Annotated in this window: 22 protein-coding genes; 8 read left to right on the plus strand and 14 right to left on the minus strand. The window is 69.8% G+C overall.

All coding sequences use genetic code 11. From position 1 onward, the window contains the following. Positions 1-301 precede the first annotated feature (301 nt). Positions 302-1,741, minus strand: coding sequence for a penicillin-binding transpeptidase domain-containing protein (locus ACTMTI_RS12595; protein WP_441120457.1), 1,440 nt, complete (start codon positions 1,739-1,741; stop codon positions 302-304). 36 nt (positions 1,742-1,777) lie between these two features. After that, the gene (locus ACTMTI_RS12600) at positions 1,778-2,137 is read right to left on the minus strand and encodes a MerR family transcriptional regulator (protein ID WP_441120458.1); all 360 of its coding nucleotides are present in this window, start codon (positions 2,135-2,137) and stop codon (positions 1,778-1,780) included. Between the two features lie 79 nt (positions 2,138-2,216). Between ACTMTI_RS12600 and ACTMTI_RS12605 the strand changes: the two genes are divergently transcribed. Continuing rightward, complete coding sequence (locus ACTMTI_RS12605; protein ID WP_441120459.1) at positions 2,217-3,140, plus strand: aldo/keto reductase; 924 nt, start codon at positions 2,217-2,219, stop codon at positions 3,138-3,140. Positions 3,141-3,195: 55 nt separating this feature from the next. Here ACTMTI_RS12605 and ACTMTI_RS12610 read toward each other — a convergent pair whose 3' ends face one another. Continuing rightward, positions 3,196-3,834 (minus strand): TetR/AcrR family transcriptional regulator, encoded by a 639-nt coding sequence (locus tag ACTMTI_RS12610; protein WP_441120460.1) that lies wholly within the window; start codon positions 3,832-3,834, stop codon positions 3,196-3,198. 92 nt (positions 3,835-3,926) lie between these two features. Here ACTMTI_RS12610 and ACTMTI_RS12615 point away from each other — a divergent pair, with 92 nt between their 5' ends. Beyond that, on the plus strand, positions 3,927-5,240 hold the full coding sequence (locus tag ACTMTI_RS12615) for a GH1 family beta-glucosidase (protein WP_441120461.1): 1,314 nt from the start codon (positions 3,927-3,929) through the stop codon (positions 5,238-5,240). Here the strand turns inward: ACTMTI_RS12615 and ACTMTI_RS12620 are convergent. Beyond that, positions 5,222-6,118, minus strand: a complete 897-nt coding sequence (locus ACTMTI_RS12620) for a coiled-coil domain-containing protein (protein ID WP_441120462.1) — start codon at positions 6,116-6,118, stop codon at positions 5,222-5,224. The two genes, ACTMTI_RS12615 and ACTMTI_RS12620, sit on opposite strands and share 19 nt — an antisense overlap. A gap of 235 nt (positions 6,119-6,353) precedes the next feature. Here ACTMTI_RS12620 and ACTMTI_RS12625 point away from each other — a divergent pair, with 235 nt between their 5' ends. Beyond that, positions 6,354-7,787, plus strand: coding sequence for an aldehyde dehydrogenase (locus ACTMTI_RS12625; RefSeq protein ID WP_441120463.1), 1,434 nt, complete (start codon positions 6,354-6,356; stop codon positions 7,785-7,787). Positions 7,788-7,991: 204 nt separating this feature from the next. Here the strand turns inward: ACTMTI_RS12625 and ACTMTI_RS12630 are convergent, their stop codons facing one another. Genes ACTMTI_RS12630 through ACTMTI_RS12645 form a run of 4 tightly spaced genes read right to left on the minus strand, consistent with a single transcriptional unit; the run spans position 7,992 to position 12,397 of the window. Next, positions 7,992-8,744 (minus strand): alpha/beta hydrolase, encoded by a 753-nt coding sequence (locus ACTMTI_RS12630; RefSeq protein ID WP_441120464.1) that lies wholly within the window; start codon positions 8,742-8,744, stop codon positions 7,992-7,994. Between the two features lie 10 nt (positions 8,745-8,754). Continuing rightward, positions 8,755-9,120, minus strand: a complete 366-nt coding sequence (locus ACTMTI_RS12635; protein ID WP_441120465.1) for an AMP-binding protein — start codon at positions 9,118-9,120, stop codon at positions 8,755-8,757. Positions 9,121-9,176: 56 nt separating this feature from the next. Then, positions 9,177-11,609, minus strand: a complete 2,433-nt coding sequence (locus tag ACTMTI_RS12640) for a LuxR C-terminal-related transcriptional regulator (RefSeq protein WP_441120466.1) — start codon at positions 11,607-11,609, stop codon at positions 9,177-9,179. Between the two features lie 44 nt (positions 11,610-11,653). Then, positions 11,654-12,397: an AMP-binding protein gene (locus tag ACTMTI_RS12645; protein WP_441120467.1), complete on the minus strand. Its 744-nt coding sequence runs from the start codon at positions 12,395-12,397 to the stop codon at positions 11,654-11,656. Positions 12,398-12,592: 195 nt separating this feature from the next. Between ACTMTI_RS12645 and typA the strand changes: the two genes are divergently transcribed. Beyond that, a complete protein-coding gene (typA, locus tag ACTMTI_RS12650; RefSeq protein ID WP_441120468.1) occupies positions 12,593-14,443 on the plus strand; it encodes a translational GTPase TypA in 1,851 nt (616 codons plus the stop codon). A gap of 225 nt (positions 14,444-14,668) precedes the next feature. After that, the gene (locus ACTMTI_RS12655; RefSeq protein WP_441120469.1) at positions 14,669-17,194 is read left to right on the plus strand and encodes a hypothetical protein; all 2,526 of its coding nucleotides are present in this window, start codon (positions 14,669-14,671) and stop codon (positions 17,192-17,194) included. Between the two features lie 13 nt (positions 17,195-17,207). On the opposite strand, the gene ACTMTI_RS12660 is transcribed toward ACTMTI_RS12655, so the two are convergent. From ACTMTI_RS12660 to ACTMTI_RS12675, 4 genes are all read right to left on the minus strand, one after another. Beyond that, positions 17,208-17,858: a DUF2461 domain-containing protein gene (locus tag ACTMTI_RS12660; protein WP_441120470.1), complete on the minus strand. Its 651-nt coding sequence runs from the start codon at positions 17,856-17,858 to the stop codon at positions 17,208-17,210. A 42-nt stretch (positions 17,859-17,900) separates the two neighbouring features. Beyond that, positions 17,901-18,689, minus strand: coding sequence for a polysaccharide deacetylase family protein (locus tag ACTMTI_RS12665; protein ID WP_441120471.1), 789 nt, complete (start codon positions 18,687-18,689; stop codon positions 17,901-17,903). Between the two features lie 30 nt (positions 18,690-18,719). Then, on the minus strand, positions 18,720-19,025 hold the full coding sequence (locus ACTMTI_RS12670) for a hypothetical protein (protein ID WP_441120472.1): 306 nt from the start codon (positions 19,023-19,025) through the stop codon (positions 18,720-18,722). A 120-nt stretch (positions 19,026-19,145) separates the two neighbouring features. Continuing rightward, positions 19,146-19,721 (minus strand): helix-turn-helix domain-containing protein, encoded by a 576-nt coding sequence (locus ACTMTI_RS12675; RefSeq protein WP_441120473.1) that lies wholly within the window; start codon positions 19,719-19,721, stop codon positions 19,146-19,148. Between the two features lie 90 nt (positions 19,722-19,811). Here ACTMTI_RS12675 and ACTMTI_RS12680 point away from each other — a divergent pair, with 90 nt between their 5' ends. Both ACTMTI_RS12680 and ACTMTI_RS12685 read left to right on the plus strand, forming a co-directional pair. Beyond that, positions 19,812-20,645: an EamA family transporter gene (locus ACTMTI_RS12680; RefSeq protein ID WP_441120474.1), complete on the plus strand. Its 834-nt coding sequence runs from the start codon at positions 19,812-19,814 to the stop codon at positions 20,643-20,645. 28 nt (positions 20,646-20,673) lie between these two features. Continuing rightward, positions 20,674-21,618 carry an anti-sigma factor RsbA family regulatory protein gene (locus tag ACTMTI_RS12685; RefSeq protein WP_441120475.1) on the plus strand — a complete coding sequence of 315 codons (945 nt, stop codon included), beginning with the start codon at positions 20,674-20,676 and terminating at the stop codon, positions 21,616-21,618. Here the strand turns inward: ACTMTI_RS12685 and ACTMTI_RS12690 are convergent. After that, positions 21,615-22,211: a sigma-70 family RNA polymerase sigma factor gene (locus ACTMTI_RS12690; RefSeq protein ID WP_441120476.1), complete on the minus strand. Its 597-nt coding sequence runs from the start codon at positions 22,209-22,211 to the stop codon at positions 21,615-21,617. The two genes, ACTMTI_RS12685 and ACTMTI_RS12690, sit on opposite strands and share 4 nt — an antisense overlap. A 239-nt stretch (positions 22,212-22,450) precedes the next feature. On the opposite strand from ACTMTI_RS12690, the gene ACTMTI_RS12695 reads away from it, so the two are divergent. Further along, positions 22,451-23,524, plus strand: a complete 1,074-nt coding sequence (locus ACTMTI_RS12695) for a PLP-dependent cysteine synthase family protein (RefSeq protein WP_441120477.1) — start codon at positions 22,451-22,453, stop codon at positions 23,522-23,524. Here the strand turns inward: ACTMTI_RS12695 and ACTMTI_RS12700 are convergent. After that, entirely contained in the window at positions 23,521-24,495 is a 975-nt protein-coding gene (locus tag ACTMTI_RS12700; RefSeq protein WP_441120478.1) for an ABC transporter substrate-binding protein, read from the minus strand. The genes ACTMTI_RS12695 and ACTMTI_RS12700 overlap by 4 nt on opposite strands. Positions 24,496-24,586: the final 91 nt, after the last annotated feature.

A 24,586-nucleotide genomic window follows, 5' to 3' on the forward strand; every position in this document is an offset into this window, starting at 1 on the left:
GCGGGCGGGCCCGAGCCCTGCGCGACTCGAGCCCGCTGTCACGCGCCCAGAGCCGGACCTCCACCCCTCCGAAGAGGCCCAGCCCCGCACGGACGCGTGACGTCCACGGTCGATCGGCTCGGCGCCCTGGCGCGCGATCCGATCGATCACAGGAAGAACGGTAGGCGTGCAGATGGCGTGTGCACATGCACTGACATGGCCATTCGAGGATGTACGCGGCAGGCGCGGCAATGTGTAGACGGCTCAGCGGTGCTCGGCCGCCCATGCGGCGATTTGTGTACAACGTCGAGGAGAAAGCCCGTCACGACAGAGCGGCCTCGATCACGGCCCGTGCGATGGGCGCCACGGCCTCGGCCCGGGCGCCCGGATGCTCCAGCACGACCCCCACCGCCACCTCCGGCTTGTCCGCCGGCGCGAAGGCCGTGAGGAGCGCGTGCTGCTCCATGCCCGAGTCCGCGGTCTTCGCGGCCACCTCCATCCCCGGGATGGCCGCGCCCGTACCCGCGCCGCCCGAATGCGTCACCGTGGTCATCATCGCCGCCAGATGCTTGGCCAGCATGGGAGGAAGGGCGGTCCGGTAGGGCGTGGGGCCGGCGCGGTTGATGACCGAGCCGTCCGGCAGTCGTACCTCCTCCACCAGGTACGGCCGCATCAGCACCCCGTCGTTGGCCACCGCCGCCGACAGCATGGCGATCATCAGCGGCGTCGCGCGGGTGTCGTGCCGCCCGATGGCCGACAGTGCCGTCTGGGCGCGGGACATGGCCGGCGGATACCGGCTCGGCGTCGTGGCCAGCGGGATCGTCAGCCCCGCCGCGTTGAACCCGAACGCCTCCGCCTGATCCCGCAGGATGTCCTGGCCGAGCTGCAGCCCGATGCGGGCGAACGCGGTGTCGCACGAGACCTGGAAGGCGTACAGGAGTGTCGGATGCGCGTCACGGCAGCCGGCGGCGTTGCGCACGACCACCGAGGTGCCCGGCAGCCGCAGCCGCGCAGGGGCGTCGAGCAGGCTCGCCGGGGCGTACTCGCCGGAGGCCAGCGCCGCCGCTGTGGTCACCAGCTTGAACGTGGGCCCCGGCGGATACGACCGGTGCAGAGCCCGGTTCAGCATGGGCTGCGCCGGGTCCTGCCCGAGCCGCCCGCTCACCGCGGCGAGCCGCGCCCGGTCGAAGGTCGTGAAGGCGTTCGGGTCGTACGACGGGTACGTGGCCAGCGCCAGGATCGCGCCCGTGGCCGGGTTGATGGCCACGACCGCGCCGGGGATCCCTTTCTCTTCGAGGCCCCGGTACGCCACCCGCTGCGCACGGTCGCTGATCGTCAGCCGGACGTCGGCCCCCTGGGCGGCGCCGGCTCTGAGCAGCGAGCGGACCTTGACCTTGGCGTCGTCGCCGGACAGCACCGCGTTCTGCGCCTGCTCGATGCCGGTGGCGCGATACAGCGCCAGGTGGCCGGTGACCGGGGCGTAGATCTCGCCGTGCCTGTAGACCCTCTGGTAGAGGTACGGGCCCTCGCCCGCCGGGCGGCTCGTGGCGATGGTCGTGCCGTCGTAGGTGAGGATGTCGCCGCGCGGATGGTCGAACCTGGCGATCAGCGGCCGCTCGTTCCTGCGGTCGGCGTTGAGTGTGTACGAGCCGAACGCCTGGACGACCGTGATGTGCGCCAGCAGGGTGAACAGCATCGTCGCGCAGAGCACGGCGACACGGCGCAGCGAGACGTCGATCCGCCCGTTCCGCGATCCGGCCATGGATCTTGGTTTACCGGCCGGACCGCAAAGACCGAGCTAGAGAACCCTGCGGTAGTAGGAAATCTTGGTCTGGATGTAGCGCTGGCGCTCGGCGAGGTTCGCGATCTGCGCCTGGACGTGCTGGTCGTGCTCCTCCAGCAGCTTGATCCGGTCCCGGATCGTGTGGTCCCCCGCGCGTACGAGCTCGGCGAAGCGCAGCATCGTGGCGATGGGCATGCCCGTGTCACGCAGGCAGCGCAGCGTGCCGAGCCAGCCGATGTCCTCCTCGCTGAACCTGCGCTGCCCGGCCGCGTTCCGGTCCACGCGCTCCAGCAGGCCGATCTTCTCGTAGTAACGCAGGGTGTCGAGGCTGAAGCCGGTTTCCTCGACGGCTTCCGCAGGTGTGTACACGCTCACGCGACCAGTTTTTCACCTGGAGCGCACTCCAGGTCAACCGATTGACATGGAGTGCGCTCCAGCTCTCAAAGTCGGGGGCATGAACATCGCACTCGGCACGATCCCCTTCGGCACCAGCGTCGATCTGAAGGACACCTTCGCCATCCTGGACCGCTTCCACGAGGCGGGCGGAACCATGCTCGACACGGCCAACAACTACCCGTTCTGGGTCGCGGGCCGCTCGGGCGACGAGAGCGAGCAGGCCGTCGGCGCCTGGCTGGCCGCTCGCGGCAACCGGGACCAGATCTTCATCAGCACCAAGGCCGGGGCCCGGCCGACCGTGGCCGGCGACACCACCCTGGCCTCCGCCGAGGGCCTGTCCGCGCCCGCCATCGCCAGGGCCGCGGAGGGCAGCCTGCGGCGGTTGGGCACGGATTACATCGATCTGTACTGGTCGCACATCGAGGACCGGTCCGTCCCGCTGGAGGAGACCCTGGGGGCGTTCGACGACCTGGCCCAGCAGGGCAAGGTACGCCGGTTGGGCGCCAGCAACATCGCGGCCTGGCGACTGGAGCGGGCCAGGAACCTGTCGGCGGTGCGTGGCTGGATGCCCTACACGTACGTGCAGCTGCGGCACACCTACCTCCGGCCCCGGCCGTTCACGGAACTGGCGGAGGCGGGGCACACGCTGGTGTCGGACGAGATGCTGGACTACCTGGCCGCCGAACCGGACATGACGCTGTGGGCGTACAACACGCTGATGTTCGGCGCCTACACGCGTCCCGACCGGCCGATCGCGGAGATCTACGACCATCCGGGAACGACCCGCCGCCTCGCCGTCCTGCGCGAGGTCGCCGGCGAGCTGGGGGCCACGCCGAACCAGGTGGTGCTGGCCTGGCTGATGGCCGACGGCATCGTCCCCATCGTCGGGGTCTCGACGATGGCCCAGCTGGAGGAGGCCATCGGCGCCGCCGGCCTCAAGCTGGACCCGGAACTGCGAACCCGCCTGGACGCGGCGCGCTGATCCCGGCACGCGGCCTCCCGGGCCGGACAGCGCGCCGACCGGCCCGGCGAGGCGGTTATGGGAGGTGGGGGGTCAGATAGCGGCGGACCAGGTGTTTGCACTCGGCGATCAGCTCCGCGTCCCCCCGAGGATCGGCTCGGAAGGCGAGTTTGAGCACCGCGTCCGTGGCCTCGACCGCCACCACCAGCGCCCGGTCGAGCCCCGGCCCCGCGGGCGCGTCCAGGAGCTCCTGGATGAGGGCCCGCAGCCGGTCGGCCACCACCGCGCTGTTGTCCTGGATGCCGTCGAGCACCCGCTTGGTGCCCGGGATGGCGGGCCCGCCGGGCGCGGTGAGCACCTCGCCGAAGTCCACCACGGCGAACCCCGGCGTGCCGCGTTTCATGTCGACGAACTCGTCGATGGCCAGGTCGACGAGCTCGGTCCAGTGCCTGAGGTCGGCCGCGGCGAAGCGCTCGCTGATCCGTTCGAGGAACGCCTCCAGGTTGCGCAGCGCCAGCGCCCGCACCAGCCCCAGTTTGTCGTGGAAGAACTGGTAGAACGTGCCGATCGGCACCTCGGCCCGGCGCGCGACCTCTTTCGTGGTCATCGCCTCGTATCCGATCTCGTCGAGCAGCAGCGCGCACTCGTCGAGCATCCGCTCCACCCGCTCCACGCTGCGGCGTTGGGCGGGACGGCGGCGCAAGATACTCGTCATGCCCCCATCTTGGCGTATGCCCGGCGGATAAAGGGAGTCACACGGGACCCAGTTAACATGAGCCAAACTCGCATAACAGCAGGGAGCCCGTGATGTTCCTATGGGGTACGGCCACGGCCGCGTACCAGATCGAGGGCGCGGCCCAGGAGGACGACAGGGGCGCGTCCATCTGGGACACCTTCGCGCACGAGCCCGGCCGCACCAGGGACGGGCACACCGGCGACGTGGCGTGCGACCACTACCACCGCTGGCGGGAGGACGTCGCTCTGATGTCCGGCCTCGGCGTGAACGCCTACCGCTTCTCGATCGCCTGGCCGCGCGTCCAGCCGCTCGGCACGGGCGCCCTCAATCCCCAGGGCCTCGACTTCTACGACCGGCTCGTGGACGCCCTGTGCGAGCAGGGCATCCAGCCGGTGCCGACGCTGTTCCACTGGGACCTGCCGCAGCCGCTGGAGGACCGCGGTGGGTGGCTGAATCGTGAAATATCGGAAATGTTCGCCGAGTACGCCGCCATCGTCGCGGACCGCCTGGCCGACCGCGTCCCCCTGTGGATCACCCTGAACGAGCCCTTCGTCCACATGGCCTTCGGCTACGCCATGGGCATCCACGCCCCCGGCCAGGCCCTCCTGACCGGGGCCCTCCCGTCCGCCCACCACCAACTCCTGGCCCACGGCCTGGCCACGCAGGCCCTGCGAGCGGCCGGCGCCCGCCAGGTGGCGATCACCAACAACTGCACCCCGGTCTGGCCCGCCTCGCAGGAGGAGCCCGACCTCAAGGCCGCCGACGCCTACGACGTCCTGCACAACCGCCTGTTCAACGACCCCGTACTCATCGGCGAATACCCGGATCTGTCGGCGTACACCCCTGCCCTGGACTTCCTCCGCGACGGCGACCTGCAGATCATCTCCACACCGATCGACGCTCTGGGCATCAACTACTACAACCCCACCCGGATCACGGCCCCGGCAGCCGAGGGACTCCCCTTCGAGGACGCCGGCATCACCGGCCACCCCACCACCGCCTTCGGCTGGCCGGTCGTCCCCGACGGCCTGCGCGAGCTCCTGACCGGCCTCAAGGCCAGGTACGCCACCGCGCTCCCGCCCATCTACATCACCGAGAACGGCTGCTCGCAACACGACGTGGTCACCGCCGACGGCCGGATCGAGGACCAGGCCCGCATCGCGTACTTGGAGGGCCACATCGCGGCGATGCGCCGGGCCATGGCCGAGGGCGTGGACGTACGCGGCTATTTCGTCTGGTCCCTGCTGGACAACTTCGAGTGGGCCGAGGGCTACCACCAGCGCTTCGGCCTGGTCCACGTGGACTTCGAGACCCAGCGCCGCACCCCGAAGGCGTCGTACGCCTGGCTGAAGGAGTTTCTCGAAGCTCAGAAGACCGACACGTGAACGTGGTCGTAGTGGTTGGCCGTCACCCCGCCGCGGTCCGACATCGGATCCCAGCCGCCCCCTGACCGGATGTCGTAGTAGCGCTGCTTCCAGATGATGTACATCACACCGAGCCTGGCGCCGTTCTTGATGAGCCAGTCGGCCAGGGCGTCCCCGTTGGCCCCGTCGGCCCCGGCGGCCATGGTGCCGCCTCTGGACATCATGAAGTCGCAGGCCCGGCCCTTGCCGTGCTCGCCGGGGTCGCCGGGGCGCAGGCAGCCGACGCCGTACCTCATGGGGAAGTTCTGCATGATCTCGGCGCGCACCGAGACCATGCGCGGCGTCAGCCCGTCCGCGCCGCCGGGCTCCTGGAAGCCGTACTTGTTGAGCAGGCGCTCGATCTCGCGGCGCTTGCCCTGCATGACCTTGATTTCCTTCTTCAGCTTCTGGATCTTGTCACTGGCCTCGATCTTGGCCTCTTTGGACTTCTCGATCAGCTTCTGGATGCTCTTGACGCGCTCGGTCCGCTCGTTGGCCATGTAGGTCATGTTGGCGGCCTGCCCCAGCACCTGGTGCGGCTCGACCTGGGTGGTGAGGAGTCGCAGCCCGTCGATCGGGCCCACCATGTAAGCGGTCTGCGCGATGCGCGCCACGTCGCTCTGCGCGGCCTTGAGCTTGGCCTCCAGGCCGCTGGAGGTGTCGGTGGCCTTCTTGGCCTGGACCCTGATCTCCTCCAGGCTCTGGATCTGTCCCCGGTAGAGCTTGTTGAGCTGATCCGCCTGCTTGGTGAGTTTGCGCAGCTCAGCGGGGGAAGGAGCGGCCGCCGCGGACTGCGGGGCGGGGATCGCGAGCAGCCCGGCGAGGACGGCGACAAGAACGGCGAACCGCCCGGTTCTCACACCCGCCCCCTCCCCTCATAGACGGACCGAAACTATAGAAGATGATCTTGATCTCTGTCATCCGAACGCCAGAACTGCTGCACCTTTGATGAAGTTTCTTGCATTTTGTCCGCTTTTGGGGAGGCATGACCCGCGCGCGAGCGCGGCGCTCTTGCGTGGATGGGCAGAACATGGTTCGGTCGCCTTGGGACGTTCGCCAGGCAAGCAAGCATTCGGTCGGCAGGAGGCTCACGACATGCGCCAGCACGACACGCTGTTCATCGGGGGCGAATGGGTGGCCCCAGCGGGCACGGGAACGATCGACGTCATCTCCCCGCACACCGAGGAAGTCGTCGGCCGGGTGCCGGACGGCACGGCCGCCGACATGGACCGCGCGGTCGCGGCCGCCCGCGAGGCGTTCGACCGCGGGCCGTGGCCGCGCATGACGTTCGCCGAGCGGGCCGAGGTGATCAGCCGGCTGGCCGCGATCTACAACGAGCGGCAGGGCGAGATGGCCGCGCTCATCACGGAGGAGATGGGTTCGCCGATCACGTTCTCCAACCTCGCGCAGGCGCCGCAGCCGCTCGGCATGCTGCAGTACTACGCCGAGCTCGGCAAAACGTACAAGCAGGAGGAGCAGCGGCCCGGGCTGTTCGGCCCGGTCACGGTGCGGCGCGAGCCCGTGGGCGTGGTGGCGGCCGTGGTGCCGTGGAACGTCCCGCAGTTCGTCACGATGACGAAGGTGGCGCCCGCGCTGCTGGCCGGCTGCACGATCGTGCTCAAGCCGGCGCCTGAGACGCCGCTGGACGCGTACCTGCTGGCCGAATGGGCGGCCGAGGCGGGCCTGCCGGCCGGAGTGCTCAACATCGTGCCCGGGGGCCGCGAGGCCGGCGAGCACCTCGTCTCGCACGCCGGCGTGGACAAGGTGGCCTTCACCGGCTCGACGGCGGCGGGCCGGCGCATCGGGGCCATCTGCGGCGAGCAGCTCAAGCGGGTCAGCCTGGAGCTGGGCGGCAAGTCCGCGGCGATCATCCTCGACGACGCCGACCTGGCCGCCAGCATGGGTTTCCTGTCGCTGGCCTCGCTCATGAACAACGGGCAGGCCTGCGTGGCGCAGACGCGCATCCTGGCCTCGCGCAACCGCTACGACGAGGTCGTCGAGGCCGTCGCCGGCATGGTCACCTCGCAGCCCGTCGGCGACCCCGCCGACCCGGCCACCGGCATCGGCCCGCTCGTGGCCAAGCGGCAGCAGGACCGGGTCGAGGGCTACATCAAGATCGGCATGGACGAGGGCGCCAAGGTCGTCGTCGGCGGCCTGGACCGGCCCCACGACCGCGGCTGGTACGTCGCCCCCACCGTCTTCGCCAATGTCGGCAACGACATGCGCGTCGCCCGCGAGGAGATCTTCGGGCCGGTCCTGGTCGTGATCCCGTACGAGGACGAGGCGGACGCCGTCCGCATCGCCAACGACAGCGACTACGGCCTGGCCGGCACGGTGTGGACGGCCGACACCGAGCACGGCATGGACGTGGCCCGCCAGGTTCGCGCCGGCACCTACGGCGTCAACTGCTTCATGCTGGAGACCAACGCGCCCTTCGGCGGCTACAAGGCCAGCGGCGTCGGCCGCGAGCTGGGCCCCGAGGGCCTGCAGGGCTATCTGGAGTACAAGTCGATCGCCCGGCTGGGCTGAGCCGCCTCCCAAGGCCGACGACCAGGGCCCCGCGCCTGACGCGGGGCCCTGGTCATCACAGGACGTGCACCCAGCGCCCCCGCGACGCTGGGCTACCGCCCGACTACTGAAGTATGTCCCACGTCCACCGCATCGACGGTTTCCTTCCCCAGGGACTTTCTCCCGGCGGTTCTCTTCCATCCGCCCTAGGTAGACGCGTATTACTCAGGAAAAGTTCGAAGAGATCCATTTGCCGATTCGGCGGATGAGCTCGGGGGACGCCGCGGACTCCGCGTGACCGTATCCGGACTCGATCCACAGCTCCTTGGGCTCGCGGGCGCCGTCGTACAACTGATGGGCGTGATCCAGCGGGAAGAACATGTCGGCGTCCCCGTGGACGATCAGCAGCGGGGCCGGCGAGACGAGCGCGGCGGCCTCGTGGGGCGGCATCGGGATCGGGTCCCACCGGCCGCGAGCGATCTTGGTGCGCTTGGCCACCCTGGCCGCCCACCGCCCGAACGGCTGCTCGATCGCCCAGTGCACCTGGCGCATCGGCTTGGTGCCCCGGTAGTACCAGCGGGCCGGGCCGCTCACCGCCGCCACCGCGTCCACCCCGCCGCGCAACCCCGCATGCCGTACGGCCACCGCCGCGCCCATGGAGAAGCCCACGACCGCGATCTTCGAGTAGCCGACCACGCGGGCGTGCCGCACGGCGGCCGCCACGTCGAGGATCTCCCGGTCGCCGACGGTCGTCTCGCCGCCGGAGCGGCCGTGGCCGCGGAAGTCGAACGCGAGCACGCCGCCGTACTCGCTGAGCACGTGCGCGATGCGGCGCGCGGCACGCTCCCGCCAGGACCCGGTGAAGCCGTGGGCCATGACGATCCCCACGTCCGTACGGGTGGAGGGCGTGTGCGCGGCGTCGATGCGGACCCCGTCCTCGGTCCTGAGCATGACGGGGAAGTGTGGTGCGAAGGGCATGTATATGAGCTTAATTTCGCAGAGCGCTGAGGTCCGCGACGCTCATGACGATCCGTACGCAGGACTCCTCCGCCGCCTCGAGCGCCTGCGGCAGGTCGGAGATCAGCACGCGGGCGCCGCTGTCCCTGATGTGGTCCCTGAGCACGTCCGTGTCGAGATGGGCGGACACCGGCCAGGCGACGCCGCCCGCCGCGATCACCGCGTCGGTCGCCACCAGCAGATCAGGGCCGACGGGCAGGCAGATGAGCACGGTGTCGCCCGGCCGCACTCCCCTGCGCCGCAGCTGGACGATCGCGACGGCGGACCTCTCGTCCAGCTGCTCCTCGGTGAGCCTCAGGCCCGTGCCCGAGTCCACGATGACGATGCGCCCATCCATGGGGCCCACCGTAGGGAGGGCTTCCCATGCGTACATGGGGCGAAATATGTAGATCCCTATGCAGAAGAGCGCGAGGTGCGCTCGGCCGCCCATACTGCGATCTGCGCCCGCGATGTATAGCCAAGTTTCTCCATGATGTTGGCAATATGCCGGGCAACCGTGGCGGGACTGATCACCAGCTCTTCGGCGATGGCGCGGTTGGACAGCCCGCGGGTGAGCAGGCTCGCGATCTCCTGCTCGCGGGCGGTCAGCAGCGAGTGTTTGGCGGGCTCGGCGGCCACGGGCCCCCGCGGCGCCGGCCGCTTGCCCTCCAGCACGTGGCGCGCGGCGTCGTCGGGGCTCATCACGCGGCCCCGCGACCACAACGCGGCCGTGCGGCCCTCGCCCAGCTTGGCGCGGGCCCGGCCGAGCAGCTCCTCGATCCTGATCGTGGCCGAGTGCTGCCCGATCGACTCGCGGAGCGTGGTCGCCGCCGCGGCGGCCAGCACCGCGCCCTCCAGGTCGCCTTCGTGCTCCGCCAGCACCGACAGCCCCGCCAGGCAGCGGGCCACGCTCTGACGCTGCCCGGCCCCTCTGCTCAGCGCCAGGCTCGCGGCCAGCCGTTCCCTGGCGGTGCCGAACTCGTGCAGCATCGCCGCCACCCGGCCGATCCTGGCCAGGCAGCGCGCCAGGTCGGCGTCGCCGTCCAGCTCCCGCAGCCAGGGGACGGCCATCTCGTATTGGGCCTTGGCCGTCACCAGGTCGCCGCGTGCCTCGGCCACCGCGCCGAGCTGGGCCGCGGCCCTGGCCATGATCCAGCGGTGGCCGTGCTGACGCGCCCGGGCGAGCGCCTCCTCACCGAGCCGCTGCGCCTCGCGCAGCCGGCCGCGGGTCAGCGCCACCGCCGACAGCCCGGCCAGGCCCGCTGCCTGGTTCCACGCGTCGCCCGAACGGGTGGCGCGGGCCAGGCCCTCCTCCGCGTGGCGCACCGCCTCGTCGGCCCGGCCCATGCGCAGCAGCACCACGACCATGAGGCTGTGCATGCCGCAGCGCACCCACTCGTTGTCCGGCGACAGTCCCGCCAGGCTCTGCTCGGCCACCTCCAGCGAGCGGCCCAGCTCGTCGCGCGCCTCCAGCCCGTAGGAGAGGTACGCCTTGGCCTGCGCGATCTGCTCGTCCGGCACGTGCGTCAGGTCGAGCGAGAGCAGCCGCTCGATCCAGGCGACGATCCCCGTCAGGTTGCCGACGATCGGCAGCAGTCCCGTGCTCGTGGTGCACAGGCGCAGGCCCAGCGGTACGTTGCCGGACTCGGCCGCCCAGTCGAGCGCCACCCGCCGGTCGTCCAGCAGGCTCTTGCTGGCGGTCAGCGCCCGCAGCCGCTCCCGCCACGGCACGCCGGACTCGATCATCTCCGTCACGAAATGTCGTTCCTGCAGCCGGCAGATCACGTCGAGATGCCGCTCGCGCAGGACCTCGCGCTCGCCGGCCTGCTCCAGGCGCTCGAGCGCGTAGCGCTTGATGGTCTCCGGCAGCCAGTAGCGTGTGCGGCTCTCGTCGCACAGCACCAGCGACTTGTCCACCAGGCCGCCGAGCAGGTCCACGATCTGCGCCCGCGAGATGGGCCGCTCCACGCAGACCTGCTCGGCCAGGTCCAGGTCGAAACCGCCGGCGAACACCGACAGCCGGCGCAGCAGCACCTGCTCCTTGGCCGAGAGCAGGTCGTAGCTCCACTCGACGGCGGCCAGTAACGTGCGCTGCCGGGCGGGGGCGGTGCGGCCGCCCGTGGTGAGCAGCGAGAAGCGATCGTCGATGCGGTCGGCGATCTGGCCGGGGCTGAGCAGGCTCGTGCGGGCCGCGGCCAGCTCCAGCGCCAGCGGCAGCCCGTCGAGCGCCTGGCACAGGCGGACGATGTCGGGCAGGCTGCCAGGGCCCAGCCTGGTGCCCGCGGCCGTCGCCCGATCCATGAAGAGCTGCACGGACTCGGCGTCGGCGCTCTCGGCGTCGTCGCTGTCCGCGTCGGGGAGCTCGAGCGGCGGAACCCGCCAGATCAGCTCGCTCGCGATGCGCAGCGGCTCCCTGCTGGTGGTCATGACGCTCAGCCGCGGGCAGTCGGCCACCAGCCTGGCCGTCACCTCGGCGCACGTGTCGACCAGGTGCTCGCAGTTGTCGAGCAGCAGCAGGCAGCGCAGGCCACGCAGCCTGGCCGTCACGGTGTCGAACAGCGGCCTGCCGGCCTCCTCGCTCATCCCCAGCACGCGGGCGATCTCCGGCACGACCAGCTCGGCGCGGCCGAACCTGGCCAGCTCCACCAGCCAGACGCCGTCGGGATAGGCGGGCACCAAGCCCGCGGCCACCCTCAGGGCCAGCCGGGTCTTGCCGATGCCGCCGACCCCGCACAACGTCACCACGCGATTCTCGGCGACGAGCGCGCACAGGTCGTCGAGATCGCGTTCGCGGCCCACGAACCTGTTGGGCTCTGCTGGAAGGTTGTGCCTGGGGGGTTGTGGCATGTGGTCACCCTGCGTCGCGGATGGATCACACTTTTTTCACAGTCTCACATGCCGAGCGAACTCACCACTGCCCTTTCGTCGATGACGCGGAGGACCGGGTCGCCGAGCAGCCTTCTGGCCACGTCGTAGGGCGCCACGACCAGAGTGGCGCGGCGCTCCTGGGCCAGCACCCGGCAGCCGACCAGGCTCGGCTCGTGGGCGATCACGACATGGGCGCCGGACATCATGGCCAGGTCGACCACCCGCAGGCCGCGGAAAACGCCGCTGGCCGCGTTGATCACGACGTCGTCCTTGCCGATCACCAGCCGCGCGGCCACCCTGCGCAGGTCGGCGGCCAGCTCGTCGTGGTCGAGCACCCGCCTGCCGTCGGGCGCGATCGCCGGCCCCGCCAGCGGGCCGAACTCGAGGGCGCCGCTGTTCAGCAAATCGCCGAACGGCGTGGCGCCCGGCGCCGGCAGGAACGAGAAGACCCGCTCCACCTTCGCCGCCGCGGGGTCGTGGTCGCGCTGGGTGATCATCATTCGGGCCGTGCCGGCGGCCCCGAGCACCGCCACCCCGCCCGCCCAGGCCACGGAGTGGACCGCGACCGGCAGCGACGCGCCGAGCGGTACGTTGACGAGCACGCGCTCGCCGAACCGCAGGCCCTGGCGGCGCAGCCCCGCCGCGGCGCGAGTGACCCGTCTCACGAAAGCCGAGTACGACACCACCTCGCCGGTTCTGACGTCGCTCACCGCCGGCTGGTCTCCCTTCGTCGGCGCCGCGGCCATAACCAGCTCTGTCCAGGTCATGCCGACAATGTAGGGACCACGCCCGGGCTTGCCATGCGCACAATTGTGCAACCGACTATGTAGGTGCGCCCCCGCTACCTGCGGCGACCCGCCGTGCGGCGCTTCGTCCCGCTCCTGCCATTAGGGGGGATCAACTAGACTTAAGTAGTCGCGACTTCGCGCGGCCGCCCCCACGACACAGAGCGAGACGTCATCATGCCTTTGAACAGCCGCGACGACCTGCGGAACATCGCGATCATCGCGCACGTCGACCATGGCAAGACCACGCTGGTCGACGCCATGCTCTGGCAGTCCGGGGCATTCCGCGCCAACCAGGACGTCGACGACCGCGTTATGGACTCCAACGACCTGGAGCGCGAGAAGGGGATCACCATCCTCGCGAAGAACACCGCGGTCCAGCACGGCGGCATGACCCTGAACATCATCGACACCCCCGGCCACGCCGACTTCGGCGGCGAGGTCGAGCGCGGCCTGTCCATGGTCGACGGCGTCGTGCTGCTGGTGGACGCCTCGGAGGGGCCGCTGCCGCAGACCCGGTTCGTGCTGCGTAAGGCCTTCGCCGCCAAGATGCCCGTCATCCTGTGCATCAACAAGGTCGACCGCCCCGACGCCCGCATCAAGGAGGTCGTGGACGAGGTCTACGAGCTCTTCATGGACCTCGACGCCACCGAGGAGCAGATCGACTTCCCGATCGTCTACGCCTCCGCGAAGGCGGGCCGGGCCTCGCTGAACCGTCCCGCAGACGGTGGCATGCCCGACTCCGAGGATCTTGAGCCGCTGTTCGACATCATCAAGTCGACCATCCCGGCCCCGACCTACGACCCCAACGCGCCGCTGCAGGCCCACGTCACCAACCTCGACGCCTCCTCCTACCTCGGCCGCATCGCGCTGTGCCGGATCCACCAGGGCGTCCTGCGCAAGGGCCAGCAGGTGGCCTGGTGCCGCACCGACGGCACGATCCAGCGCGTCAAGATCACCGAGCTGCTCATGACCGAGGCTCTGGAGCGCAAGCCGGCCGAGGAGGCCGGCCCCGGCGACATCATCGCCATCGCGGGCATCCCCGAGATCATGATCGGCGAGACGCTGGCCGACCCCGAGGACCCGCGCCCGCTGCCGCTGATCACCGTGGACGAGCCGGCCATCTCGATGACCATCGGCACCAACACCTCGCCGCTGGTCGGCAAGGTCAAGGGCTCGAAGGTCACCGCCCGCATGGTCAAGGACCGCCTCGAGAAGGAGCTCGTCGGCAACGTGTCGCTGCGCGTGCTGCCGACCGACCGGCCCGACGCCTGGGAGGTGCAGGGCCGTGGCGAGCTGGCGCTGGCCATCCTGGTCGAGCAGATGCGCCGCGAGGGCTACGAACTGACCGTCGGCAAGCCGCAGGTGGTCACCAAGGTCATCGACGGCAAGGTGCACGAGCCGGTCGAGCGCCTGACGGTCGACTGCCCCGAGGAATACCTCGGCGCGGTCACGCAGCTCCTTGCCGTGCGCAAGGGCCGCATGGAGCACATGACCAACCACGGCACCGGCTGGATCCGGATGGAGTTCGTGGTCCCGGCCCGCGGCCTGATCGGCTTCCGTACCGAATTCCTCACCGAGACGCGCGGCACCGGCCTGGTGCACCACGTGTTCGACTCCTACGAGCCGTGGTTCGGCGAGCTGCGCACCCGCAACAACGGCTCCCTGGTGGCCGACCGGTCCGGTCCCGTGACCGCGTTCGCCATGCTCAACCTGCAGGAGCGCGGCACGCTGTTCGTCTCACCGACGACCGAGGTCTACGAAGGCATGATCGTCGGCGAGAACTCCCGCTCCGACGACATGGACGTGAACATCACCAAGGAGAAGAAGCTCACCAACATGCGCTCCTCCACCAGCGAGGAGACCGAGAAGGTGATCCCGCCGCGGGTGCTCTCCCTGGAGCAGGCGCTGGAGTTCATCCGCGAGGACGAGTGCGTGGAGATCACGCCCGAGGCCGTACGCATCCGCAAGGTCGTGCTCGACGCCGCCACCCGAGGCCGCGCCGCCGCCCGCGCCAAGCGTGCCTGATTGAAGTTTCACCGGGCCGCGCTTTGCCGACATATTTGCCGGCAAAGCGCGGCCTTCGTGTAAGTGCGGGGAGTAAGCGGCGGCCCGCGGCCGCGTGCTGCCATGTGCGATACATGGGCGGCTCCCGGGTCGGGCTGTAAAGAAAAGTTGTCATGGGAATAGCTGTAATCACACCGTGACCCCATGAGATAGAACATTCGGGCATGCCGGAGAATCATCCACATTGTGGGAAAGCTCCGGATGACGATCGCGTTCGGGCTGGCGTTGGTGTCATTGGGGGCGATCGTTTGGTGCACCGTCGCAGCCAGACCGGTAGCGGGGCCTGCGCCGCCTAAGAGCGCCGCAGCGCCCAACCCGTGGGTGGCCGCCGCCACCCGCGCCGACCCCCTCGTGCGCTGGGCCCGCAAGGCCACCACCGAGGTCCTCATCACCAGGGCGGACGAGAACGACCTGGATCCGGTCCCAGAAGGCCGGATCGACCCGCGCCAGCGCCAGGTCAAGGTGACCGTCGTCCACCGGCTCCAGCTGGCCCGCAAGGACCCGCTCATCGAGGCGTTACGTCAGGGCGGCGGCTTCCCCGACACGCTCCAGCAGGCCACGGACGCCGTTTTCGGCGCCGTCAAGGTGGACGGGCCCGGCCTGGCGCCCACGACGCGACTGGCGCCGATCCTCGTCTCCGACCCCCAGGGCACCACGGCCGCCTTCACGGTGAAGCTGCTGCGCCAGGTCGAGATGGAGGAGCTGCTGAAGCTGGACTTCTCCGCCCCCAACGCCTCCCCCTTGATCGTCACCTCGCGCTCGATCGCGGTGGTGCCCGGCGAGTGGACCGTGCTGCGGCAGGAGGGGATCACACCGAAGCGGGAGCAGGAGGAGCGGGTGGAGTTCCCCATCGGGGCCTACCCGGTGAGCATGACGCTGGCGCCGGACTCCTACGGGTTCCCCGACGTGGTGGTCGCGGAGGACTTCTCGTGGGCCACCGCGCTCGGCGTGCTCACCGCGGTCGCGCTGGTCGCCTTCCTGCTGCGCTCGCTCGGCCGGGGGTTCTGGGAGCGGCTGCCCAACAGGGAGCTGGCCATCGGGCTCGGGCTGGCGGCGCCCTCGTTGCTGATCCCGCTGTTCGCCAAGGAGTGGTCGCCGGTCGCGTACGTGATCCTCTTCGTCGCCGTACCCGCTCTCGTGCTGCGGCACGCCGGGCGGGTGCTGCCCACCAGCCCGCCGTGGACCACCCGCGACCTGCTGATCGTGACCGGCCTCGGCCTGCTCGTCGGGCTCGGCATGCTGATCTGGTCGTGGCTGCACGGGCAGCTGTCCGGGCCGGCCCTGCTCGCCGGCGGGGCGGTGGCCGCGCTCGCCGCGGCCGGGTCGGCGGTCGCGTTGAGCGTCGATCTGGGGGTCCGGCCGGTGATCGTACGGCTGGCCGTGCTGTCGGCGGAGGCCGCGATCGGGCTGCTGGCGCTGGCGCTGTGGTTACGGGCGCTGCTGGCCGGGGTGTACCCGCCCGACAGCATCCGCCTGGTCCTGGGGCTGGGCTGGGCGATGATCCCGATCGGCGCCGTGGCCGTGGCGACCAAGCAGTGGAGCCGCACCGCGGTCGTGGTGGCCGTGTTCGTGAGCCTGCTGGTGCAGGGCTGGCCGACCGAATGGCTGGACGCCGGGTCGTGGAGCCTGGCCGTGTCCCAGCCGGTGCCGAGGATCGGCAGCCTGCCCCTCGACCCGATCGTGCGCGGGGTGCTCGGGCTGCTCCTGCTCGGGTTCGTGATGCTGGTGCTGCGGCTCAGGCGGCTCGGTGGGCAACTGGCCGCGATCGGCAACCCGGTCGCCGAGTCCACGATGATCGCCGTGCTGATGGTGCTCTACATCACGCCGGGCGGCAGCACGACGCTGGCCGACATCGACGTACCGCTGCCGCTGCTGGCCATCACCTCGATCGTGGCCTGGGCGACCGCCCGCTGGCTGCTCACCGGGCCGGACGTGGCGATCGCCGAGCCCGCCACGCCGGAGGAGCACCGCCGGCTCATCAGGGCCGCCATCCACAAGCGGCTGCTGCTCGTGGCCGAGCAGGAGCTCTACCGCATCGGGCGGGGCAGGATCGGCGCCGGGGACCTGTCGATGGCCGACTTCGACGAGCAGCGGCACGCCTTGGAGGCGGCCCTGCGCGAGCACGGCCGGCATCCGGAGACCGCGTTCGCCACGGCCGCCGCGTGCACGCCCTGGTACAACGGCGTGCACGGCTTCACCGTCAGCCTGCTGCTGAGCCTGCCCTTCACCGTCGTGTACGGCCTGCCGGAAGGGGTGGACCTGACCAGCTTCATCTTCGACGGGCGCTACCTGATCACGCTGCCCGCGTTCGGCTTCCTCTTCGGCTACTTCTACCCGCGCATCCGCGGCACCCAGCCGATGACCAAGGCCCTGCACCTCACCGCCGCCGCCCTGCTGACCGAGTTGTCCGGCTACCTCTCGACGCTGGTGGAACCGGATGTCGGGGCGTTCGACAAGACGCAGGTGGTGGCGATCGTGGTGGGGCAGGTGATGATGGTGTGCATCGGGCTCGGCCTGTTCTGGGAGTGGCGGATCATGCACCTGGCCGACGAGCCGTGGGCGCGGGTGCGCAACCTGCGCAGCGTTCGCAGCCTGGCGGCGCCGACGCTGGCCCTCGTGCTGGCGGCGGGGACGACGGCGGCGAGCTCGGCGGCGGGACAGACCGTGGACCGCATCCTCAAGGGCGACCAGGTGACCAGCGCCCCCCGCTGACGCCGCGGTGGGGTCAGCGGCGGGGCAGTTCGCTCCCCCGTACATGTGTGCACAGCCACTCCACCAGGGGGCCGAAGGCGCGCCAGGCGTGCTCCACGCGCGTGCGCACCTCCGCCGTGTGCACCCAGGGCTCCGGCTCGAACCGCGCACCCGCGTAAAGGGACTTGTGCCGCAGCAGCTCGATGCGCGGATGGTCCTCGCTGAACCCCCGCGGCTTGGTCTTCAGCCGCTCCCCCAGCAGGTCGTAACCCGCCGCCACCAGCGCGTCGGTGATGGCCGACAGCGGCTTGCCGGTGAGGTCACCGTCCACCGCGGCCCGGTAGCGGGCGATCTGGTCGGACGCCTGCGTGTAGAAGCCGCCCGCCATGAAGAGCCCGGAGGCGCTGATCTCGACGTAGAACCCGATGCCCGGCATCAGGTCGACGAAGGCCCCCTGGTGCGTCTTGTAAGGCGATTTGTCCTTGGCGAAGCGCACGTCGCGATAGGGCCGGAAGAGCTGCGCGGACCCGAACTCGGCGGCCAGCTCGTCGGTGAGTGCCAGCATGGGCGCCCGCACGGCCTCCTCGTAGAGGTGCTTGTTCCGGGTGAAGTACGTCTTCGAGTTGTCCGCCTCGAGACCCTCGTAGAAGATGAACGCCTCGTCGGGGAAACCGGTGAAACCCATGTCGTAAGGGTGCCACGCCGGACCCACTGCCCGAGAAACCGATCATCGCTCCGTGTACGTCCGGCCCGCCGCGAGCGTCTTGCCGTACAACTCGGAAACGGTGACGAACGTGTAGCCCTTCCTGCTGAGCCGATCGAGCACCTCGGGCACGGCGTCCACGGTGCTGCGGTGGATGTCGTGCAGCAGGACGATGGAGCCGGGTTTGGCCTCGCTCGCCCGATGGACCACGCGGGAGGCCGCCCGGTCGCGCCAGTCGAAGGTGTCGACGTTCCACATGATCTGGGCCAGCCCCTCGCTACGGGTCACGGCGGCGACGCCGTCGTCCGTGGACCCGAACGGCGGGCGCATCATCCGCATCCGTATCCCGGTGATCTGCTCGACGATCTTCTGGGTGTCGGCGAGCTCACGCCGGACCGCCTCGCGCGGCAGCTCGGCCAGCGGCGGGTGGCTCCAGGAGTGGTTGGCGATCTCGTGGCCCTCCGCCACGATCCGGCGGACGGTGTGGCCGCCCTCGTCGGCGGCGACCATCTGCCCGATGACGAAGAACGTGGCCCTGGCCGCACGCTGGCTCAGCATGTCCAGCAGCCGGTCGGTGTGCTCACCCGGGCCGTCGTCGAAGGTCAGGGCCACGCACTTGATCCGCGCGCAGTCGAACTTGCGGCTGCGCGGCCAGCCGGCCTGCAGGGACGCCAGCCGCTTGGCCAGCGTGGCGGGATCGATGCTGACCGGCCTGAGCGGCAGGACCGGTTCGGCCCGCCGGTGGTGCGCCACCGAGTAGGTGACGCAGGCCACCAGGGCGAGCAGGGCCAGCGGCAAGGCCCATACGCGCATGCTTCCCCCCGGAGCGCCGCATGCGGGGGCCTATGGATAGTCCTGGGCCGGTTTCCCCCGCAATTCCCTGACCAGGTCGTCCCACCAGAGTGGGATATCGGCCTGCAGTTCCTGATAGCGGCGCGCCACGCGTATGGCACATCCAGCCGGATCCGTACCCAGATGCCGACGTTTCACCGGTCCTTCCTGCCAGCGGTAAAAACCATCCCTATAGCGCACGACCAGGCTGATCCATACCGAGATGGTCGCGTCGTCGCCCACCTCGTACGCGCTGGTGACGCCGAGACCATGGAGCTCTACCTGGAGCTTCTCCGTCGCCGCCCGGGCCTCACTCACACGCCACCCCCTGCCGACGTTTCGCCGTACACCAGGGATGTACCCAAACAACGGGCAACAGCCGTCCAAGACATGGAGTAATCATGAGACTCCGGTGCGTGCTCCGGCGGGCATTCGCCGTTATTGGTCCGACGCCTCGCGTGGCTCGGCGACCACCATCACCAGCCTGAGCTCCTCGTTGCCCAGGTTGGCATAGCGGTGGGGCCGATCGGCGGTGAAGAGCACCGCGTCGTCCTTGCCGATCACGTGGCTCTTGCCATAGACCGTGAGCGTCAGCTCCCCGTCCAGCACGGTCAGCATCTCGCGGGTGCCCGGCGGATGGGCGTCGCCGTCGTGGTGCTCCCCCGGCGCCAGCCGCCAGTCCCACAGCTCAAGGATCATCGGCGAGTCCGCGCCGACGAGCAGGCGGGCCTGCACCTGGCCCTGGTGGAACGTGACCACGTCCGACTTGTCCACGACCCGCACCATGGGGACGTCGGAGACCTCGACCAGTCTGGCCACGGTGACGCCCAGGGCGGAGGCGATCCGGGTGAGCGTGGAGACGCTGGGGTTCGTCCGGCCCTGCTCCACCTGGACGAGCATCCCGCGGCTCACGCCTGACCTGGCGGCGAGCTGGTCCAGCGTCAGCCCTCGATGCGAGCGCTGGAAGCGGACGTTGTTGGCGATGGCCTGATTGATCAGGGCTGGATCCTCCATGACAGTGCAGTGTAGTGAATCTGATTTGCACTGTGTTGCACTCAGTGTGTTGTACTAGGAGTGCAACGCATTGAACTTAAGGAGTGAGCGATGGTTGCAGTGATCCTGGCGACCGCCTGTGCGGTCGTGTACGGCACGGCCGACTTCTTCGGCGGGCTGGCCGCCAAACGCAGCCAGGTGCTCTCGGTCGTCGTGCTGTCGCAGATCGCCGGGCTGGCGCTGATCCTGGTTTTACTCCCGCTGCTGCCGGGCGTGTTCAGCGACCGCGCACTGCTCTGGGGGCTGGCCGCCGGGCTGTCCGGCGCCGCCGGGCTGGTGCTGTTCTACCGGGCGCTGGCCACCGGCGTCATGTCCGTGGTGGCGCCGACGACGGCGGTGACCTCGGCGGCGCTGCCGGTGGTGTTCGGGCTGGCGACGGGCGAGCGACCGGCGTTCTGGGCGCTGGCGGGCGTGGTGCTGGCACTGGGCTCGGTGCTGCTGGTCAGCCAGGACCGGTCCGCGGGCGGGAGCACTTCCCCCGGCTCCCTGCTGACCTCGCTGGCCGCCGGCGCCGGGTTCGGCGGGTTCTTCATCCTGCTCGCCATGGCGCCGTCGGACGCGGGCCTGTGGCCGCTGGTCGGGGCGAGACTGTCCTCGGTCACCACGGTGGCTCTGGTGGCCCTCGTCACCCGGCGTACGCTGCGCCCGAGCGCGGGCTCCCTGCACATCATCGTGGCGGCGGGCGTGCTCGACATGGCGGCCAACGTCCTCTTCCTGCTTGCGCAGCGTCAGGGGCTGCTGAGCCTGGTCGCCGTGCTGGTCTCGCTCTACCCCGCCAGCACCCTGCTGCTGGCCAGGCAGGTCCTCGGAGAGCGGCTGCAGGGCATCCAGGTGGCCGGCGTGGCCTGCGCGTTGGGCGCGGTGGCCCTGATAGCCGTTGCATAGCCCCGCAAGCGCTTGCTACGTTTCGCCCGTGCACCCAGAGCGGGCACGTACCGATGGCGAGGGTCTGCGGCACGTTGCGGTGCCGTACGACTCCCATGCCGCCTTTCTGGAGCTGACCGTGCCGCGCGTGCGGGCCGCACTGGACGAGGGCCGGCGGGTGCTGGTGATCACCTGCCCGGCCAAGCTCGCCCTGCTGACCGACGCGCTGGGCGGCGACGCGGGACACATCGACAGCCGGGTCTCGGCCGCGTGGTACGGCCACCCGTACCGGACACTGGCCGCCTACCACGAATACACCCGCGGCCGGCGTACCCTCGTGATCTGCGAGCCGCTCTGGGAGGGCCGGAGCCAGCGCGAGGTCAGGGAGCTCATCCGCTGCGAGTCCGTGCTGAACGCCGCGCTCGGCACGGCGGCGTCGATCATGTTGTGCCTCTACGACGTGCGCCACGTGCCCCCGGCCGTGCTCGACTTCCACGCGGTGAACCATCCGCTGCTGCTCGGCGCGCAGGGCGAGGCGGCGAGCACGCGGTTCGTCGCGCCCCACGAGTTCAGGCTGAACGACGACCGCGCCCCGCTCCCCGAGCCGGCACCGGACGCCGAGAGGATCCACTTCACCGGGCACGAGCTGAAGCGGCTGCGCCGGATCGTCGGCGACTACGCCAGGGCGGCCGGGATGGACCGCGATCTGATCACGTCGCTCGTCATCAGCGTCTCCGAGATCGCCGCGAACAGCATCGAGCACGGCGCCGGGTACGGCACGATCGCGATGTGGGTGAGCGGCGAGGAGCTCGTCTGCGAGCTCACCGACCCGGGCGGCGCCCTGGACGACCCCTTGCCCGGCTACATACCACCGGAGCCCGAATCCCCTCGGGGATACGGGCTCTGGATCAGTCGTCAGCTCTGCGATCTGGTGGAGCTGCGCACGGAAGGCGGCGTGTTACGCGTCCGCCTTCATCTCTCCATGGGGTCCTAGGCGGCGGCGCGCTGGGCGGGGAGCCGGAGCGCGCCCTCCTCGACGGCGTACTGCTCCAGCATGCCGCGCAGCTGGCGCCGGCCGCGGTGCAGCCGGGACATGACCGTGCCGATGGGCGTGCCCATGCGCTCGGCGATCTCCTTGTACGCGAACCCCTCGACGTCGGCCAGGTAGACCGCGACGCGGAAGTCCTCGGGAAGGGAGCGCAGAGCGTTCATCACGACGCTGTCGGGCAGCCTGTCGAGCGCCTCGGTCTCGGCCGACCGCAGGCCGGTCGAGCTGTGCGACTCGGCGGCGTGCAACTGCCAGTCCTCGATGTCCTCGGCGGCGGACAACTTGGGCGAGCGCTGCTTCTTCCGGTAGTCGTTGATGAAGTTGTTGGTCAGGATCCGGTGCAGCCAAGCCTTGAGGTTGGTGCCCTCGCGGAACTGGTGGTACGACGTGTACGCCTTGGCGACCGTCTCCTGCACCAGGTCTTCCGCGTCTGCGGCGTTACGGGTCAAACGCATGGCGGAAGCGAACAGCTGTGAGGTCACGGGCACGACATCGCGCTCGAACCAGTCCTGACGCTGCTCATCGGTCATAGTGATCATTCATTCCCCCTTGCGCTATCCCCCAGTTTCGGCACAGGCCGCCTGACGGCGGTCCCATCATGGCAAGTCCCAGCTAAGGGATGCGTTAGGGAGCTTCCGCCTTGGTCAGAAGGGGTTTCCGTCCATCTGCTCGCGGCGCGCCTGATCACGTCCACGGCCGGACAAGTCTCAGTATCATAACACTAACCACCCAATTCCGCAGTAATAGTGGCGAGAGTCACATGCGATAGCGTATGCGCATGGATTTCGTGGACCGTCACGACACGGGGACACGTCGCTGGGTGGCGGAGGCGATTCGCAAAGTCGAAGCCGACGCCAACCGTAGTTGCGACACGCACCTGCACGTCTTTCCGCTTCCCTCGCACTGGGGAGTAAACCTCTACTTGAAAGACGAGTCAGTGCACCCAACCGGTTCACTCAAACACCGGCTCGCCCGCTCCCTATTCCTGTACGGCCTGGCCAACGGCTGGATCGGCCCCACGACGACGGTCGTGGAGGCCTCCAGCGGATCCACGGCCGTGAGCGAGGCGTACTTCGCCCGCCTGCTGGGCCTGCCGTTCATCGCCGTCATGCCCGCGTCCACGTCACCGGAGAAGTGTCATCTCATCGAGTTCTACGGCGGGAAGTGTCACCTCGTCGCGGATCCCGGCACGATCTATGACGAATCTCATCGGCTGGCCGCCGAGACCGGCGGGCACTTCATGGACCAGTTCACCTACGCCGAGCGGGCCACCGACTGGCGCGGCAACAACAACATCGCCGAATCGATCTATTCACAGATGTCGCTGGAGCCGCACCCCGAGCCCGCCTGGATCGTGGTCGGGGCGGGCACCGGCGGCACGTCGTCGACCATCGGCCGCTACATCCGCTACCGCCGCCACCCCACCCGCCTGGCCGTCGTCGACCCCGAGGGCTCGGCCTTCTACCCGAGCTGGCTCTCCGGCGACGCCTCCGTCACCGCACCCGGCTCCCGCATCGAGGGCATCGGCCGCCCCCGCGTGGAGCCGTCGTTCCAGCCGTCCGTCATCGACCGCATGATCGCCGTACCCGACGCCCGGTCGATCGCCGCCATGCACTGGACGCGCGAGGTCACCGGCCTGGACGTCGGCGGTTCCACGGGCACGAACATGGCGGCCTGCGTGGAGCTCATCCAGGAGATGCGCCGGTCGGGCGACCAGGGCAGCGTCGTCACGCTGATCTGCGACAGCGGCGACCGCTACCGGGGCACGTACGGCAACCCGCAGTGGCTCACCGACCACGGCCTGGACATCGAGCCCCATCTGGCGGAACTACGCGCGTTCCTGCCCGGCTAGCCCCGCGCCGCGTCCACGCCGAAGAACTTGGCCACGTCGTCCAGGATCGAGTGCGCGCCCTGGATGCCCACCGCGGTCATCCACGTCGGGTCGGCGACCTCGTGCTTTTCCCCCTTGAGCTTGGCCCACAGCGGGTTGTTCACGAACTTCTCCTTGGGCCCCTCGGCCGAGGGGTCCTGGTAGGTGGAGACGAAGATGTGGTCGGCGTCCAGGTCCGGGATCCGCTCCTGGCTCACGTCGACCGCGATCGTGTCCTGCACGGTCGGCTGCCCCTCGGGACGCGGGAACCCGACGTCCTTCATGACCAGGCCGGAGTACGACTTCTCCACGTACAGCCGGACCGTCGGCTCACCGGCGAACCGCACGATCGAGATCGTCGGCAGCTCGCCCTCCTTCTCCTTGATCGACGCCCCGATCTTGGCCGCCCGGTCCTGGTATTCCTTGAGCCTGGTGTCGGCGAGCTGCTCCTTGCCCAGGGCCTGGCCCATGAGCCGGATGTTCTCCTTCCAGATGGCTCCGGTGGTCTCGCTGAACACGGTCGGCGCGATCTTGGACAGCTTGTCGTACAGGGCCTCGTGCCGGACCTTCGCCGAGACGATCAGGTCGGGCTTGAGCGCCATGATCTTCTCCAGGCTCGGCTGCTCCAGCGTGCCGACCGGGGTGGCCTCCTTGCCGTACTCCGCTGCGACGGTTCCCAGGTACTCGGGCAGCTTGTCGTCGAGCGACCGGTACGTCGTGTACCCCACCACAGGCGTCTCCAGCGTGAGCACCGCGTCGACGAAGCTCTGGTCGAGCGCCACGACGCGCTTCGGCTGGGCCGGGATCTTCGTCTCGCCCATCGCGTGCTTGATGGTCCTGAAGGGCGCAGCGGCCGACGCCGCGGTGGTGGTGGTGGCGGCGGGTTCCGCGGAACCGCAGGCGGCGAGCCCCGCCACGAGAAGAGCACCGACCAGGGCGCGCAACGGTTTCATCAGATCCCTTTCCTCGAGAAGTAAGGCAAACCTAAATTAGGTTAGCCCTGCCTAAGCTGGCATACTTCACCGGGATCGGGCAATCGCTGAG

The organism is Nonomuraea sp. H19 (assembly GCF_052068215.1).
Classification (GTDB): Bacteria; Actinomycetota; Actinomycetes; order Streptosporangiales; family Streptosporangiaceae; genus Nonomuraea.